General features: G+C 70.8%; 14 protein-coding genes. 7 read left to right on the forward strand and 7 right to left on the reverse strand.

What is annotated here, in order from left to right:
• Positions 1-18 precede the first annotated feature (18 nt).
• From ACXIZN_RS20420 to ACXIZN_RS20430, 3 genes are all read right to left on the reverse strand, one after another.
• A complete protein-coding gene (locus ACXIZN_RS20420; protein ID WP_457956264.1) occupies positions 19-780 on the reverse strand; it encodes a glucose 1-dehydrogenase in 762 nt (253 codons plus the stop codon).
• Positions 781-796: 16 nt separating this feature from the next.
• Entirely contained in the window at positions 797-1,681 is an 885-nt protein-coding gene (locus tag ACXIZN_RS20425; protein WP_126734885.1) for a 3-oxoacyl-ACP reductase, read from the reverse strand.
• Between the two features lie 71 nt (positions 1,682-1,752).
• On the reverse strand, positions 1,753-1,944 hold the full coding sequence (locus ACXIZN_RS20430) for a ferredoxin (protein ID WP_007033756.1): 192 nt from the start codon (positions 1,942-1,944) through the stop codon (positions 1,753-1,755).
• A 102-nt stretch (positions 1,945-2,046) separates the two neighbouring features.
• On the opposite strand from ACXIZN_RS20430, the gene ACXIZN_RS20435 reads away from it, so the two are divergent.
• The 4 genes from ACXIZN_RS20435 to ACXIZN_RS20450 all read left to right on the forward strand — a co-directional run bounded on the left by ACXIZN_RS20435 (position 2,047) and on the right by ACXIZN_RS20450 (position 7,046).
• Positions 2,047-3,228: an acyl-CoA dehydrogenase family protein gene (locus ACXIZN_RS20435; protein WP_457956265.1), complete on the forward strand. Its 1,182-nt coding sequence runs from the start codon at positions 2,047-2,049 to the stop codon at positions 3,226-3,228.
• Positions 3,229-3,237: 9 nt separating this feature from the next.
• Entirely contained in the window at positions 3,238-4,311 is a 1,074-nt protein-coding gene (locus tag ACXIZN_RS20440; RefSeq protein WP_457956266.1) for an acyl-CoA dehydrogenase family protein, read from the forward strand.
• The gene (locus ACXIZN_RS20445) at positions 4,308-5,819 is read left to right on the forward strand and encodes a long-chain-fatty-acid--CoA ligase (RefSeq protein WP_457956267.1); all 1,512 of its coding nucleotides are present in this window, start codon (positions 4,308-4,310) and stop codon (positions 5,817-5,819) included. Before ACXIZN_RS20440 ends, ACXIZN_RS20445 begins: the two co-directional genes overlap by 4 nt.
• A 129-nt stretch (positions 5,820-5,948) precedes the next feature.
• Entirely contained in the window at positions 5,949-7,046 is a 1,098-nt protein-coding gene (locus ACXIZN_RS20450; protein WP_457956268.1) for an alpha/beta hydrolase family protein, read from the forward strand.
• Here ACXIZN_RS20450 and ACXIZN_RS20455 read toward each other — a convergent pair.
• Positions 6,998-7,603: a TetR/AcrR family transcriptional regulator gene (locus ACXIZN_RS20455; protein ID WP_457956269.1), complete on the reverse strand. Its 606-nt coding sequence runs from the start codon at positions 7,601-7,603 to the stop codon at positions 6,998-7,000. The two genes, ACXIZN_RS20450 and ACXIZN_RS20455, sit on opposite strands and share 49 nt — an antisense overlap.
• A gap of 65 nt (positions 7,604-7,668) precedes the next feature.
• Between ACXIZN_RS20455 and ACXIZN_RS20460 the strand changes: the two genes are divergently transcribed.
• On the forward strand, positions 7,669-8,103 hold the full coding sequence (locus tag ACXIZN_RS20460; RefSeq protein ID WP_457956270.1) for an SgcJ/EcaC family oxidoreductase: 435 nt from the start codon (positions 7,669-7,671) through the stop codon (positions 8,101-8,103).
• Here the strand turns inward: ACXIZN_RS20460 and ACXIZN_RS20465 are convergent.
• From ACXIZN_RS20465 to ACXIZN_RS20475, 3 genes are read right to left on the reverse strand one after another with little or no spacing between them, the layout of a single operon-like run.
• Complete coding sequence (locus tag ACXIZN_RS20465) at positions 8,087-10,780, reverse strand: bifunctional acetate--CoA ligase family protein/GNAT family N-acetyltransferase (protein WP_457956271.1); 2,694 nt, start codon at positions 10,778-10,780, stop codon at positions 8,087-8,089. The genes ACXIZN_RS20460 and ACXIZN_RS20465 overlap by 17 nt on opposite strands.
• A gap of 1 nt (position 10,781) precedes the next feature.
• The gene (locus tag ACXIZN_RS20470; protein ID WP_457956272.1) at positions 10,782-11,954 is read right to left on the reverse strand and encodes an acetoin utilization protein AcuC; all 1,173 of its coding nucleotides are present in this window, start codon (positions 11,952-11,954) and stop codon (positions 10,782-10,784) included.
• A gap of 55 nt (positions 11,955-12,009) precedes the next feature.
• Positions 12,010-12,858: a sulfurtransferase gene (locus ACXIZN_RS20475; RefSeq protein WP_457956273.1), complete on the reverse strand. Its 849-nt coding sequence runs from the start codon at positions 12,856-12,858 to the stop codon at positions 12,010-12,012.
• A gap of 108 nt (positions 12,859-12,966) precedes the next feature.
• On the opposite strand from ACXIZN_RS20475, the gene ACXIZN_RS20480 reads away from it, so the two are divergent.
• Both ACXIZN_RS20480 and galK read left to right on the forward strand, forming a co-directional pair.
• Positions 12,967-13,686 (forward strand): metal-dependent transcriptional regulator, encoded by a 720-nt coding sequence (locus ACXIZN_RS20480; RefSeq protein ID WP_126734895.1) that lies wholly within the window; start codon positions 12,967-12,969, stop codon positions 13,684-13,686.
• Positions 13,683-14,864, forward strand: coding sequence for a galactokinase (gene galK / locus ACXIZN_RS20485; RefSeq protein WP_457956274.1), 1,182 nt, complete (start codon positions 13,683-13,685; stop codon positions 14,862-14,864). Before ACXIZN_RS20480 ends, galK begins: the two co-directional genes overlap by 4 nt.
• The last annotated feature ends 142 nt before the right edge of the window (positions 14,865-15,006 follow it).

Below are 15,006 nucleotides of genomic sequence, written 5' to 3' on the forward strand. Positions count from 1 at the left end.
GCTCTCGGCACCTCCGCGTCAGAACTTGAGAGCGTGCGTGGCCGTGGCGCCGCCATCGGCGACGAACTCGGCGCCCGTGCTGTACGAACTTTCGTCACTCGCCAGGAACAGCACGAGCTTCGCGATGTCCTCCGGCTGCCCGACGCGGCCGAGGGCGACCTTCTTGCCCACCCACGACATGTCGACTTTCTGCCCGCCCGCGGCGGCCGCGACCATCGGGGTGTCGATCGCGCCGGGATGGACCGAGTTGACCCGGATGTTCTTCGCGCCGAGTTCGAGCGCGGCGACCTTGGTCATCCCGCGGATCGCGAACTTGCTCGCGGTGTAGGCGACGAGGAACGGCATCCCGGCGAGCCCTTCGACTGAGGACACGTTGACGATGGAGCCGCCTCCGGCCCCGGTCATCGGTTCAACGACCGAACGCATCCCGAGAAACGCCCCGATCTGGTTGACCCGGATGACGCGTTCGTAGTCGGCGAGCGTGGTCCTGCCCAGTTCCGAGAAATGCAGGATGCCCGCGTTGTTGACCAGCACGGTCGGCGGGCCGAACTCCGAGACGGTGCGCTCGATCGCCGCGTCCCATTCGGCCTCGTCGCCGACGTCGAGATGCTGGTAGACCGCGGATTCACCCAGATCGGCCGCGAGTTTCTTGCCGTCGAGGTCGTTGATGTCGGCGATCACCACGCGCGCGCCCTCGGCGACGAACAGCCGCGCGGCCGCCTCGCCCTGCCCGCGGGCGCCGCCGGTGATCAGCGCTACCTTGCCGTCGAGCCTGCCCATCGTCATCTCCTCCGATTCACGGCAGCGACATGATCTCGGACGCGGAGAACATCCGTTCCGGGTCGCGGTCGGCGAAGTAGCCGCCCACGCTGGTGGCGAGTTCTTCGGGGGTCCAGGTGCCGTTGACGGTGTCGAACCGCTGTTCCACCGACGGCGGCCGCATCAGCGCGACCATCCCGCCGTAGACGAGGAACACCTGGCCGTTGACGCGATCGGCGTCCGGCGAGCAGAGGAAGGACACGAACGGCGCGACGTGGTCGACCGACAGCGGGTCGATCCCTTCCGGCGCGTCGGCTCCGAAGACTCCTTCGGTCATCGCCGTGCGGGCACGCGGGCAGATCGCGTTGGCGCGGACGCCGTACCGCGAAAGACCGCGCGCGGTGGAGACGGTGAGCGCGGCGATGCCCGCCTTGGCGGCGCCGTAGTTCGGCTGGCCGGGCGCGCCGAGCAGGAACGACTCCGACGCGGTGTTGACCACGCGGCCGTACACCGGCACTCCGTCCACTTTGGACTTATCGCGCCAGTACGCCCCGGCGTTGCGGGAAAGCAGGAAATGCCCGCGCAGGTGGACGCGGAGCACGGTGTCCCATTCGTCGTCCGACATCGAGAACAGCATCCGGTCGCGCAGCACGCCCGCGTTGTTGACCAGGACGTGCAGCCCGCCGAAGTGGTCGACGGCGGCGGTGAGCAGCGCGTCCGCGGTCGCGGACTCCGACACGTCGCCGGTGACCGCGACGGCCTTGCCGCCCTCGGCCTCGATCTCGTCGGCCACCGCCTGCGCCGCGGCAGACACGTCGTTGACCACCACCGACGCTCCCGCCGCGGCCAGCGCCAGCGCCTCGGCCCGGCCGAGTCCCGCGCCGGCCCCGGTCACGATGGCCGTCCTGCCGTCCAAGCTCACTCCAGGCCTCCTTACCTCTCCGCACACAGTAGAATCTGTTCTTGCTCGATGCAAGCAGCAAATAAACGGTGCTAACCACGTATGAGCAGGGCGTTTTTCGGGCAGCTCGCCACGGCCTGAGTAACACGTTCTACTTGGTTCTGCGGAACTTCCGCCGACGCGAGGACAAGCTCCTCGTCGTCGTCGAGATCGAAGACCTCGGGCGCGAAGCCGACACAGATCGCGTTCGCCTCACAGAGCGAGCGATCGACGTCGATCTCCATATTCCCTCCTCGCCGCCACACTGGTACAACTAGAACAGGTTCTACCTTACCGCCGCGAGCGGCCATGGCACCAGTAACGAGCACCGACGGCAGAGGTGACGGATGCGGATCGACTACACGCCGGAGCAGCGGGCGCTGGCGGCGGAACTCAGGGAGTACTTCGCCGGGCTGATGACCCCCGAACGCCGTGAAGCCCTGGCCGGTGACGGTGGCGAGTACGGCGACGGCCTGGTGTACAAGGAAATCGTCCGCGATCTCGGCAGCGCGGGCTGGCTCGCGATCGGCTGGCCACGCGAGTACGGCGGGCAGGACCGGCCGATGCTCGACCAGCTCGTCTTCACCGACGAGGCGGCCGCGGCGGGGGTGCCCGTCCCGTTCCTCACGGTGAACACCGTCGGGCCGACCATCATGCGCTACGGCACCGAAGAACAGAAGGCGTTCTACCTGCCGAAGATCGCCGCCGGCGAGCTGCACTTCGCGATCGGCTACTCCGAGCCGGGCGCGGGCACCGACCTGGCGTCCCTGCGCACCCGCGCGGTCCGCGACGGCGACGACTACGTCATCAACGGCCAGAAGATGTGGACGAGCCTGATCGAGTACGCCGACTACGTCTGGCTGGCCGCCCGCACCGACCCCGACGCCCGCAAGCACAAGGGCCTGAGCATGCTGATCGTGCCGACCTCGGCCCCCGGTTTCTCCTGGACGAAGGTGCACACGGTCGCCGGGCCGGGCACGAGCGCGACCTACTACGACGACGTGCGCGTGCCGGTCACCTCCCGGGTCGCCGGGGAGAACGAGGGCTGGCCGCTCATCACGAACCAGCTCAACCACGAACGCGTCGCGCTGACCTCGGCCGCCCCGATCCAGACATCGCTGCGCGAGGTGCGGAGCTGGGCGCAGACCACGAAACTGCCGGACGGTTCCCGCGTCATCGACCAGCCGTGGGTACGGCTGCACCTGGCGCGGATCCACACGCACGCCGAGTACCTGAAGCTGCGGAACTGGCGGATCGCCTGGGCGGCCGCGAGCGGCGACCTCGGCCCGGCGGAGGCGTCGGCGACGAAGGTGTTCGGCACGGAGTTCGCGACCGAGGCGTACCGGCTGATGATGGAGGTCCTCGGCGCGGGCGCCGTGGTCCGCGAGGGCTCCCCCGGCGCCCAGTTGCGCGGCCGGATCGAACGGCTGCACCGGTCTTCGCTGATCCTCACCTTCGGCGGCGGGACCAACGAGATCCAGCGGGACATGATCGCCGCGACCGCCCTCGGCCTGCCCGTCACGCGCTAGGAGATATCGATGGACTTCACGCTCACCGAAGCGCAGCAGGATCTCGCTTCGCTCACGCGCCGGATCCTGACGGACAAGGTCACTCCCGACGTGCTGGGGCCGCACGGTTCCGGCGGCTTCGACGCTCCACTGTGGACGGCGCTGGCGCAGGCCGGGGTGCTCGACGCGGCGCTGCCGCAGTCGGTCGGCGGTGGCGGGTTCGGGCTGCTGGAGCAGTGTTCCGTGCTGGCCGAGATCGGGCGCGCGGTCGCGCCCGTCCCGTATCTGACGTCCGTCGTGATGGGCGCGGCCGCGGTCGCGGAATTCGGCGACGGGCGGCTGGCCGAGCGCTGGATCGTCCCGGTCCTGCGCGGTGACCACGTCCTCGCGGTGGCGCTGCCGGACTACGGCGTGCCCTGCGGGTTCACCGCCGAGGCCGACGGTGACGGCTGGCGGCTGACCGGAGCGCAGACCGCGGTGCCGTCGGGGGCGTTCGCGCACGGGTTCCTCGTCGAGGCCGCCATCGACGGCGGACGGCAGGTGTTCCTGCTCGACCGGGACGCCGTGACGGTCTCGCCGCAGCGGACGGTCGACCACGCGGACGCGGCGCTCGTCGAGCTGTCCGGCGCGAAGGCCGCCACGTCCTTGGGCGACATCGGTGAATGGCTGCGGCTACGGGGCACGGTCGGCGTCTGTGCGCAGCAGCTCGGCGTGGTCGAACGGGCACTGGAGCTGACCGCGGCGTACGCGCGGGAGCGCAAGCAGTTCGGCAACCTCATCGGGAGTTTCCAGGCGGTGCGGCAGCGGCTCGCCGACGCCTACGTCGACGTCGAAGCCGTCCGGCTGACGTTGTGGCAGGCGGCCTGGCGGCTGAGCGAAGGGCTTCCGGCGGCCGAAGAGGTCGCGACGGCGAAATTCTGGACGGCCGAGGCCGGGCACCGGGTCGCGCACACCGCCGTGCACGTCCACGGCGGGGTCGGCATCGACGTCGACCACACCCTGCATCGCTACTTCGTCGCGGCGAAACGGCTCGAGTTCACGCTGGGCGGGGCGACCGCGCAGCTGCGGGGACTCGGCGACCTGCTGGCCGCGGACCCGGCATGACCCCCACGGTCACGGAACTCCTGCTCGCGCGGGCGGAGGACCGCTCGACCGGCCTGCTGTTCGAAGACCGGCGCTGGACCTGGGCCGAGCACGTCCAGGCCTGCGCCGGGCACGCCGCCGCGCTCGCCGGGATTCTGCGGCCCGGCGGGCACTTCGGGCTGCTGGCGGACAACGTTCCCGAGTTCTCGTTCCTGTTCGGCGGAGCGGCGCTCTCCGGCCACGTGCTGGTCGGCCTGAACCCCACGCGCCGGGGCGCGGCGCTGGCCCGCGACATCGCACTGGCCGACTGCGAGCTGGTGTTCGCCGAGGAGAAGTACCTTCCGCTGCTGTCCGACGCCGGTGTGCCGGTGCTGCCGCTGAGCGAGCTGGAGCCGGTGCCGTCGGTTGCCGAGCCGGTGGCCGCGAAGCCGGAAGACCTGCTCATGCTGATCTTCACCTCCGGCACCAGCGGGGACCCGAAGGCGGTCCGGTGCACGCACGACAAGATCGCCTATCCCGGCGAGATGCTGGCCACCCGGTTCGGTCTGTCCACACAGGACACCGTGTACGTGTCGATGCCGATGTTCCATTCCAACGCCATCATGGCAGGCTGGTCGGTCGGGCTCGCCGCGGGCGCGGGGATCGCGTTGCGGCGGCGGTTCTCGGCGTCCGGTTTCCTGCCGGACGTCCGGAAGTTCGGGGCGACGTACGCCAACTACGTCGGCAAGCCCCTGTCCTATGTGCTCACCACTCCCGAGCAGGACGACGACGCCGACAACCCGCTGAAACTGGTCTACGGCAACGAAGGCGCGGAAGCCGACCTCGCCGCATTCGGCAAGCGATTCGGCTGCCACGTGGTCGACGCCTTCGGTTCGACCGAGGGCGGCGTGAACTTCGGACGGGACGCCACCACCCCGGCCGGTTCGCTCGGCCGGCTGCTCGACGGCGTCGCCGTCCTCGACCCGGAGACCGGGAAACCCTGTCCCCCGGCGGAATTCGACGCGCGCGGGAAACTGCTCAATGCCGCCGAGGCGGTCGGCGAACTGGTCAACACCGGCGGCCCCGGCTTCTTCGCCGGGTACTACGGGGATCCGGCGGCCGAGGCCGAGCGGATGCGCGACGGGATGTACCACACCGGCGACCTGGCGTATCTCGACGCGGACGGCTACTGCTACTTCGCCGGGCGGCTCGGCGACTGGCTGCGCGTCGACGGCGAGAACCTCGGCACGGCCCCGATCGAACGCGCGCTCCTGCGGCATCCCGACGTCAGGGAGGCCGCCGTGTACGGGGTGCCGGATCCGCGGGTGGGCGACCAGGTGATGGCCGCCCTGGTCTGCCGGTCGCCGATCGACGCCGACGAGTTCGCGGCTTTTATTGCCGCGCAAGGCGATCTGGGGCCGAAGCAGCGGCCCCGGTTCGTACGGACGCTCGACGAACTCCCGCGGACCGCCACGCACAAGGTCCTCAAACGCGACCTGGCCGCCGACGGGACCCGCGACGCCCACGAGCTCCACTACCCCCGCATTTAGTCCTCTCGATGCGGTAGTTCGCGTTGGCAACTACCGCATCCAGAGGACGAAATGCGGGATGGATCTCAGGGTCGGGAAGGGTGATCTTCCCGATGCCCGGGGCCGGGCGCGCTGCCTACGTTCGGTGCCATGAAACGAACAACGCGCCGGATCGGCGTACTGGCGACCGCTCTCGCCCTGCCCGCCGTCCTCCTCGCCCCGCCCGCGTCGGCGGCGCCCGTCCGCTTGAGTCTTCCCGCGCCGACGGGCCCGTACGCCGTCGGCAGTACCGACCTCCATCTCGTCGATCACTCCCGTCAGGACCCGTGGGTTCCCGGTGTGCCAAGGGAATTGATGGTCACCGTGCGGTATCCGGCTTCGCCGAGCGGGAAGCCGAAGGCACCGTACATGGCACCAGGTGTCGCGAAGGTCGTGGCCGAGGGCGACGCCGTCAAGCTGGGTATGGCGGCGGATCAGCTCGACTACCGCTTCCCCACCCACTCCCGGATCGGCGCGCCCGCCATCGGCGGCAAGCGGCCTGTCGTGCTGTATTCGCCCGGCGGCACCTTGTCGCGTTCGCACGGCACCACCCACCAGGAACAACTCGCGAGCGAGGGCTACGTCGTCGTGGCCATCGACCACACCCACGAAGCGGAAGCGGTGGAGCTCCCCGGCGGCCGCGTCGCGAAGAAATCCTTGCCACCGTCGAGTATCGAGGTGTCGAAGCGCGTGATCGACACTCGTGTCCGGGACACGCGCTTCGTGCTCGACTCACTCGGACTGAGCCAGGCCGGCATGTTCGGCCACTCCGCCGGCGGGTTCACCGCGGGCGAGACGATGGTGAGCGACCGGCGCATCGTCGCCGGGGCGGATCTGGACGGCAGCATGGCCCACTCGCAGTCGCAGCGGATCTTCGGCCGCGTCGCCGACGAGGGGCTGGACCGGCCGTTCCTGTTGATGAGCGCCGGTGACCACAGCGCCGCGTCCGACGCGTCCTGGCAAGAGTTCCTCCGCAACCAGCGTGGCTGGACGCGCGAAGTGCGGTTGCCGGAGGGAGAGCACTTCAGTTTCACCGACTACCAGACGCTGTTGCCGCAATTGGGCAACGCCCCGGCCGCGTTCGTGGGCACCATCGATCCCGCGCGCAGCGTCGCCACGCAGCGCGCTCAGCTCTCGGCGTTCTTCGGTAAGACACTGCGTCACCGAAGCAGCGACCTGACCAAGGTTTCCTTGAGCCAGGCTTCGTAGTCGTCGTGACTCCACCCGGCCTCGGCGACGAGGCTGGTGTGGACGTCGGCGCTCATCAGGGCCACGGCGACGTCCGCGGCCCGGGGCACCACCGCGCGTCCGCTCTCGCGGATACGGCCGACGACCATCTCGACGCCGAGCCGGTTACGCCGGGCGCCTTCCGCCTGGGTCGCGGCGATGTCCGGATCGACGGCGGCGCCGGAGCTCAGCATCGCGACGATGTCACCGCAGCGTTCCCGGACCTGGCGGGCGACCGTGGCCAGCAGGCCGAGCAACGCGACCGGATCCTCGGTCCGCTGCGCCTCGGCGACGAGGTCGGGGATCCCGGCCTCGTCGTCGAGGAGGTCGACGAGCCCGCCGAGGACCCCGGCCTTCGAACCGAAGTGCGCGTAGATGGTCTGCGGGGACACCCCCGCTTCCTGGGCGATGAGGCGGATCGGTGTCCGCGCGTACCCGCGCTCGGCGAAGAGGCCGCGGGCCGCCGTCAGGATCGTGCGCAGCGTCAGCGCCTCACGGCGGTCGCGCAGCCGGACGATGCCGGGAAGGTCCGCGGGCATGTATACTCCTCGAAAGTTGGAACGTTGTTCTAACTTATGGATCGTCGTTACAGGAAAGGATAGCGATGACCACCGAGGAGATCATCACCGCGCTGGAACGCGCCTGGAACGCGGGCGACGGCGAGGCGTGGGCCGCGAATTTCGCCGAGGACGCGGATTTCGTCGACGTAGTCGGCCGCATCCAGCGCGGCCGCGCGACGATCGCGCGCGAGAGCCAGAACATCTTCGACACCGTCTACCGGGGCAGCACGCTGCGGATCCGCCAGGTGTCGAGCCGCCCGCTCGGCGGCGGGTTCGATCTCGTGCACACCGCCACCAAGCTGACCATCCCCGCCGGTCCCCTGGCCGGGGACGCTGAGGCGGTGCAGTCGAAACTCGTCCACGACGGGCTGATCGTCGCGTTCCACAACACGATCAGGCGGGATATCGCGGCGTTCGCCGGCCACGACGCGGACCTAGCGGCCCGCTCGCCCCAGGAGTGGCTCAAGCAGGGGCGTTGATCGGCCGCAGCCGTCGCGGCCCCGTGTCGGGCCGGGACGGTGGCGGGCCCAGCACGATCCTCGCGTTGGCGACGAAGGCACCGTCCGGTGACGCCAGAATCGGGTCGAGCGTCATCGAGCGGACCTCGGGATTGTCCTCGGCGAGCGCCGCGACGCGCAGCACGATGTCCTGGAGCGCGGCCAGATCCGCCGGTTCGTCGCCGCGGTACCCGGTCAGCAGCGGCGAAGTCCGCGGTTCGCGCAGCAATGTGGCGGCGTCGACGTCGGTGAGCGGGACCGCCCGGTAGGCCCTGTCCCCCAGCAGCGTGCTGACCAGGCCGGAGAGACCGAACGACACGAGCGTGCCGAACGACGGATCGTCCTGCAGCCCGACCACGCATGAAATGCCCTTGGGCGCCATCCGCTGGACGTAGACCTCGTCGTCGCCGGAGATCTCCCGCAGGTCGAGATACGCCCGGCGCACTCCGTCCACAGAGGACAGATCGAGCCGCACGCCCGCCAGGTCCGGCCTGCCGCGCAGCCGTTCGTCGACGGCTTTGAGGGTGACCGGGAAGCCCAGCTCCTCAGCCGCCTTCACCGCTTCGTCCGCGGACGTCACCACCCGGAACGGGACGACGTCGATGCCGTAGCAGCCCAGGAGCCGGACCACGTCGTCGTCGGACAGCAGCGTCGTCTTGCCGTCCTCGCCCGCCAGCAGTTCGGCGACGATCACCTGCGCCTGTTCGGCGTGCAGCCCGGCGGGACGCACCAGGTTTCCCTGCGGCCGCTGCCGCCAGGCCGCGTAGCGCACGACCCGCGCGAGCGCGTTCACCGCGCGTTCGGGGCTCGGGTACGACGGGACCGAACCCCGCGTCGGCACGCCGTCCTCGGACAGCACGGCGAGTTCGTCCGGCACGCCTTCGACGGCGAGGAAGGTCGACACGATCGGCTTGTTCTTGTCCATCTCGACGACGGCCTCCCGCAACGCGCGGGCGTACGCGGTGCCAGGGATCGCGAGCGGCGGCACGAAGACCACGACGAGCGCGTCGGTCTCCGGTGAGTTGAGCGCCTCGCGTACGGCCGCGGCGAATTCCTCCGGGCTCGCCTGCGGCCCGACGTCGACCGGGTCCGAGGTCAGCCGGAGGCCGTGCGCCCGCGCGGTGTCCGCGGCGAGCAGCCCGATGGCGCTGGAATTGCCCACGATGGCGATCCGCGGCCCGGCGGGAAGCGGCTGGTGGGCGAAGACCAGCGCGGTGTCGAAGAGCTGCGCGAGCGTGTCGACGCGGACGACACCCGCCTGCTCGAACAAGGCCTGGACGCTGGACTCGTCGACCTCCGCCGACGTCGCGGCGAGCTGCGGGCGGACCGCGTGCCTGCCGGATTTCACCGCGACCACCGGTTTCGTCCGCGCCAGCCGCCGGGCGAGCCGCGCGAACTTGCGCGGATTGCCGAACGATTCCAGGTACAGCAGGACGAGGTCGGTCGCCGGATCGGTCTCCCAGTACTGGAGCAGGTCGTTGCCGGAGACGTCGGCCCGGTTCCCCGCCGAGACGAACGTCGACAACCCGAGGCCGCGCGACTCGGCGTCCGCGAGGATCGCGGTGCCCAGCGCGCCGGACTGGCAGAAGAACCCGGTGCGGCCGCGCGCGGGCAGGCGGGGCGCGAGGGTGGCGTTGAGGCGGACCGAGGCGTCGGTGTTGAGCACGCCCAGCGCGTTCGGGCCGACGACCCGCATCCCGTGCGCCCTGGCCTCACCGACCAGCCTCAGCTCGGCGTGCAGCCCGTGCGGCCCGGCCTCGGCGAATCCGCCCGAGACGATCAGAAGGGTCTTGACCCCCTTGGCCAGCGCACCGTCCAAAACGGACTCGACGGCCTCGGCGGGCACGGCGACCAGCGCGAGGTCGACGTCCTCGGGGATGTCCACGACGGACGGATAGGCACGGACGCCGCGGACGGACTTGTGCTCAGGGTTGACCGGGTAGACGGTGCCGGCGAAGTCGGCGCTGAGCAGGTTCGTGAGGGCGACGTAGCCGATCTTCGTCGGATCGGTGGACGCGCCGATCACCGCGACCGACTTCGGGTGCAGCAGATTGTGCACGCTGCGCGCCTCGGCGGCCTGTTCCCGGGACCGGGCGACCGCGAGCGACTCTTCGGTCGGGTCGATGTCGAACTCCAGGTGCAGCACGCCTTCTTCGATCTCGCGGCTGACCTGGTAGCCCGCGTCGCGGAACACGCGGACCATCGCCGCGTTTTCGGCGAGTACTTCGGCGACGAAGCGGCGAAGCCCGCATTCCGAAGCGGCGGCGGCCAGATGTTCCAGCAGGATCGACCCGAGCCCGCGGCCCTGGTGGGCGTCGTCGACGACGAACGCGACCTCGGCCGACGGCCCGTGTTCGAGCCGTTCGTACCGGCCGACCGCGACGATGTCGTCGCCCAGCAGCGCGACGAAGGCGACCCGGTCGTGGTGGTCGACGACGGAGAACCGTTCGAGGTCGCGCTGCGGGATCCGCGGATAGGCGCCGAAGTACCGGAAGTAGCGGGTCCGTTCGGACAGCCTGCCGTGGAAGGCGACGAGCCCGTCGGCGTCGCTGGGGATCACCGGGCGCAGGTGCACCGTGCCGCCGTCGGAGAGCAGGACGTCGGCCTCCCACTCGCGCGGGAAGTCGTACGGGTCGCGTTTGGTGTCCTCACTGGCCATGTCAGTCCCTCGGATCGTCCGGATCGAGGCCGTGCAGCGGGAAGATCGCGCGGCGGGTGTCACGGATGGCGATGTCGACCGGCTCGTCCGCTCCGTCTCCCCACGGGACGAACGTGGTCTCGCGGCCGTCGGACATGCCGGCCGGAAGCTCTGCTCGCGGCGCAGCCCTGGAGATCGACGCGACCCAGTTCGGCGGCAACGAGGTCGCCGGGTCGACGTCACGGCCGAGCACGGTCGCGAGCAGATGGGTCCAGGAGCGCGGCACCACCCGGATCAGCTGGTAACCACCGCCGCCCACGGCGAGCCAGCGGCCACCGGCGTGCGCTTCGGACAGCTCACGCAGCCGCCGGTAGATCGCGCGATGACCGTCCACCGACAGCGAGAGGTCGGCCAGCGGGTCTTCCTCGTGCGAGTCGACGCCGCACTGGGTGACGAGGATCTGCGGCCGGAACTGTTCCAGCAGCGACGGCACCACCGCCTCGAACGCCCGCAGCCAGCCGCCGTCACGGGTGCCGGGCGGCAGCGGGACGTTGACCGCCATGCCCTCGGCCCCGCCCTTGCCGATCTCCGCCGAATAGCCCGTTCCCGGCCACAACGTGAAGGGATGCTGGTGCAGGGAAACGGTCAGCACACGCGGATCGTCGTAGAACGCGGTCTGCACGCCGTCACCGTGGTGCACGTCGGTGTCGACGTAGGCGACACGGTCGAAACCGTGGTCGAGCAGCCACGAGATCGCCACCGAGCAGTCGTTGTAGACGCAGAACCCCGACGCCTTGCCCGGCATCGCGTGGTGCAGCCCGCCGGCGATGTTCACCGCCCTGGTCGCCTCGCCCTCGGCGATCTTCCGGGCGGCCAGCAGCGTCGAGCCCACCACCAGCGCGGAAGCCTCGTGCATCCCGGTGAACACCGGGTTGTCCTCGGTGCCGAGCCCGTGCGCGAAGTCGGCACCGGTCATCGGCGCCTGCCGCACGGCCTCGATGTACTCGCCGAGGTGCACGCGGCGCAGCTCGTCTTCCCCGGCCGGGCCGGGGACGAGCAGCTCTACGCCGTCGAGCACGCCGAGCTCGGTGGCGAGCCGGATGGTCAGTTCGAGCCGCACCGGATTGAACGGATGCTCGCCGCCGAGGTCGTAGCCCAGCAGCGAGGAGTCCCATACGACGGCCGGTGCTCGCATGGTCCGAACTCTAGTGCCCGGACGCGGCTCGTGCGTCGTTCCGGACGCCCGCGGGTCAGCCGGGCAGGTCCCCGGTGGCCACCGGGCGCTCCGGATCGCGCGACCAGTGCGACCACGAACCCGCGTACAACGCCGCCGGCTCCGGGTGGCCGGCGACCTCCAGCGCGAGCACGACGGACGAAGCGGTGACGCCCGATCCACAGTAGACACCGACCGGGGTCTCCGGGGCCACGCCGAGACCTTCGAACCGCTCGGCCAGTTCCGAGGCGTCGCGCCAGCGCCCGTCCTCGCCGAGATGCCCGGAGAAGGGCGCGTTGACCGCGCCGGGGATGTGCCCGGCGCGCGGGTCGATCGGCTCGGTCTCCCCCGCGTACCTGGGCCTGGCCCGCGCGTCGAAGAGCAAGCCGTCCCTGGCGAGCGTGGCCGCCTCGGCCGCGTCCAGCACCGGCATGCCGCCGGGCTTCACGACGATGTCCCCCTCCTCGGGCGAAGGGACCTCGTCGGTTACGGGGCGCTCCTCCTCGACCCAGGCCGCGAACCCGCCGTCCAGCACGGCGACCTCGGCGTGCCCGGCCCAGCGCAGCAGCCACCACGCCCTGGCCGCGACCGAACCATCGGCGTCGTCGTAGACCACGACCGGGTGACCGGTGCGGACCCCGGCCGCCCGCAGATGCCGCTGCAGCGTCTCCGGCTCGGGAAGCGGATGACGGCCGCCGTCGCCCGGCTCCCCGGCGAGCGCCGTGTCGAGGTCGACGTACACCGCGCCCGGGAGATGCGCCTCACGGTAGGAATCGGCGCCGGGCGGGCCGGCGAGCCGCCACCGGACGTCGAGCACTACGGAGCGTGCCGATTCCGGCCCGGAGAGCCGCGCGGCGAGTTCGCTGGTGGTGATCATGGGGCGCATGGGGCCATCTTCCCGTGCCTCACGGCTCCCCGCCCAGCTTGGGGGACTTTTCCCGCCTCGATGCTTGTTCTCCCCACGCCTGCGTCGCTGTCGGTGCCAGCGACTACGATGAGCAACGCGGACGAAGGGGACAGCGTGAACGATCTCATCGACACCACAGAGATGTACTTGCGTACCATCTACGAGCTCGAAGAAGAAGGTGTCGTCCCGCTGCGGGCCCGGATCGCGGAGCGGCTGCAGCAGAGCGGCCCGACCGTGAGCCAGACCGTCGCCAGGATGGAGCGCGACGGACTGGTCGTGGTCGCGGACGACAGGCATCTGCAGCTGACCGAGCACGGTCGCGAACTCGCCATCGCGGTCATGCGCAAGCACCGGCTGGCCGAGCGCCTCCTGGTCGACGTCATCGGCCTGGAGTGGGAGCACGTCCACAACGAGGCCTGCCGCTGGGAACACGTGATGAGCGAGGCCGTCGAGCGCAAGCTGGTCAAGCTGCTCGACCACCCCACCACGTCGCCCTACGGCAACCCGATCCCGGGGCTCGACAAGCTCGGCGACGGCGAACCCGCTCCGCCCGCCGAAGCCGACCTCGTGCGGCTCGACGAGTTCGCCCGCATGGGCGGCGGCGAGGTCGAGATCCGCCGCATCGCCGAACACGTGCAGCTGGACGAGACGCTGATGACGGAGCTCAAGTCGGTCGGCATCGTGCCCGGCAGCCGGGTCAAGGTCGGCAAGACGGCGCCCGGCGGCACCATCGAGGTCACCGGCGGGAGCAGCACCGCGCAGGTGCCCGTGTCGGCGCTGCACGCCGTGCTGGCGCAGGCCAGGTGAGCGCCGCGTCCGACGCCGCGGAGACCTTCCGGACCCTCCACGGCCGGGCTCCGGCCGGGGTCTGGTCCGCACCGGGCCGGGTGAACCTGATCGGTGAGCACACCGACTACAACGACGGTTTCGTGCTGCCCTTCGCCCTCCCGCACCGGCTCGCCGCCGCGGCGACGCCGCGTGAGGACGGTGTGCTGACCGTGGCCACGCTCGGCTCGGACGGCAGGGTCCAGGAATCCGGCCCGCTCACGGTCGCCGGCCTGCGGCCCGGCTCGGTCGAGGGGTGGGCCGCGTATCCGGCGGGAGTCGCGTGGGTCCTGCGTGACCAGGGCCTCGGCGGCGGCGCGGACGTGGCCATCGCGGGGAACGTGCCCTCGGGGGCGGGGTTGTCCTCCTCCCACGCGCTCGAATGCGCCGTCGCGCTCGCCCTGCTGGGGCTGGCGGGTACCACTCCGGGCACCGGCGGGGTTTCGCCGAGCCTGCACGAAGTGGCCCGCTGGGTGCAGCGTTCGGAGAACGACTTCGTCGGGGCGCCGACCGGCCTGCTCGACCAGACCGCTTCCCTGTGCTGCACGGAATCGAACGTGCTGTTCCTCGACGTCCGCTCCGGCGAGCTGGAACAGGTGCCGTTCCCGCTGGAGGAATCCGGCGTCCGGATCCTGATCATGGACACCCGCACGAAGCATTCGCACGCCGAGGGCGGCTACGGCGAACGCCGCCGGGGCTGTGAACGCGCCGCCGAACTGCTCGAGGTGAAGGCGCTGAGGGACATCGACGTCGACGGGCTCGACGCCGCGCTCGGCAAGCTGCCCGACGAACTCGTGCCCCTGGTACGCCACGTGGTGACGGAGAACCAGCGCGTCCTCGACACCGTGGACCTGCTGCGGGCGGGCCGCATCACCGAGATCGGTCCTCACCTCGACGGCTCGCATGCGAGCATGCGCGACGACTACCGGATCTCCACCCGTGAACTCGACCTCGCCGTCGATTCGGCCCGAGAAGCCGGGGCGCTCGGCGCGCGGATGACCGGCGGCGGCTTCGGTGGTTCGGCGATCGCGCTGGTCCGCGAGTCCGATGTGGACGCCGTCGGGCGAGCGGTGAAGGCCGCGTACGAAGCGGCGGATCTGCGCCACCCCAGGCTGTTCACCGCCGTGCCGTCGCGCGGCGCGGGCCGCGACGAGCTCTAGCGAGGGGTCTGCCCCGTGATGCCGAGGCGTGCCGCGAAGGCCGCTTCGGCGTGACTCGCGTGTCCAGGCCCGCAACACGCGTGCTTGGGGACGTAACTCGCGTGCTTGAAGGCGTAACACGCTGAGGCCGGGCTCCGTGGAC

The sequence above is a fragment of the Amycolatopsis sp. TRM77291 genome (assembly GCF_054166285.1).

Coding starts and splice junctions, on each gene's coding strand:
- ACXIZN_RS20420 (WP_457956264.1), bottom strand. CDS start 780: ATGGGCAGGCTCGACGGCAAGGTAGCGCTGATCACCGGCGGCGCCCGC.
- ACXIZN_RS20430 (WP_007033756.1), bottom strand. CDS start 1,944: ATGGAGATCGACGTCGATCGCTCGCTCTGTGAGGCGAACGCGATCTGT.
- ACXIZN_RS20435 (WP_457956265.1), top strand. CDS start 2,047: ATGCGGATCGACTACACGCCGGAGCAGCGGGCGCTGGCGGCGGAACTC.
- ACXIZN_RS20440 (WP_457956266.1), top strand. CDS start 3,238: ATGGACTTCACGCTCACCGAAGCGCAGCAGGATCTCGCTTCGCTCACG.
- ACXIZN_RS20445 (WP_457956267.1), top strand. CDS start 4,308: ATGACCCCCACGGTCACGGAACTCCTGCTCGCGCGGGCGGAGGACCGC.
- ACXIZN_RS20450 (WP_457956268.1), top strand. CDS start 5,949: ATGAAACGAACAACGCGCCGGATCGGCGTACTGGCGACCGCTCTCGCC.
- ACXIZN_RS20455 (WP_457956269.1), bottom strand. CDS start 7,603: ATGCCCGCGGACCTTCCCGGCATCGTCCGGCTGCGCGACCGCCGTGAG.
- ACXIZN_RS20460 (WP_457956270.1), top strand. CDS start 7,669: ATGACCACCGAGGAGATCATCACCGCGCTGGAACGCGCCTGGAACGCG.
- ACXIZN_RS20465 (WP_457956271.1), bottom strand. CDS start 10,780: ATGGCCAGTGAGGACACCAAACGCGACCCGTACGACTTCCCGCGCGAG.
- ACXIZN_RS20470 (WP_457956272.1), bottom strand. CDS start 11,954: ATGCGAGCACCGGCCGTCGTATGGGACTCCTCGCTGCTGGGCTACGAC.
- ACXIZN_RS20475 (WP_457956273.1), bottom strand. CDS start 12,858: ATGCGCCCCATGATCACCACCAGCGAACTCGCCGCGCGGCTCTCCGGG.
- ACXIZN_RS20480 (WP_126734895.1), top strand. CDS start 12,967: ATGAGCAACGCGGACGAAGGGGACAGCGTGAACGATCTCATCGACACC.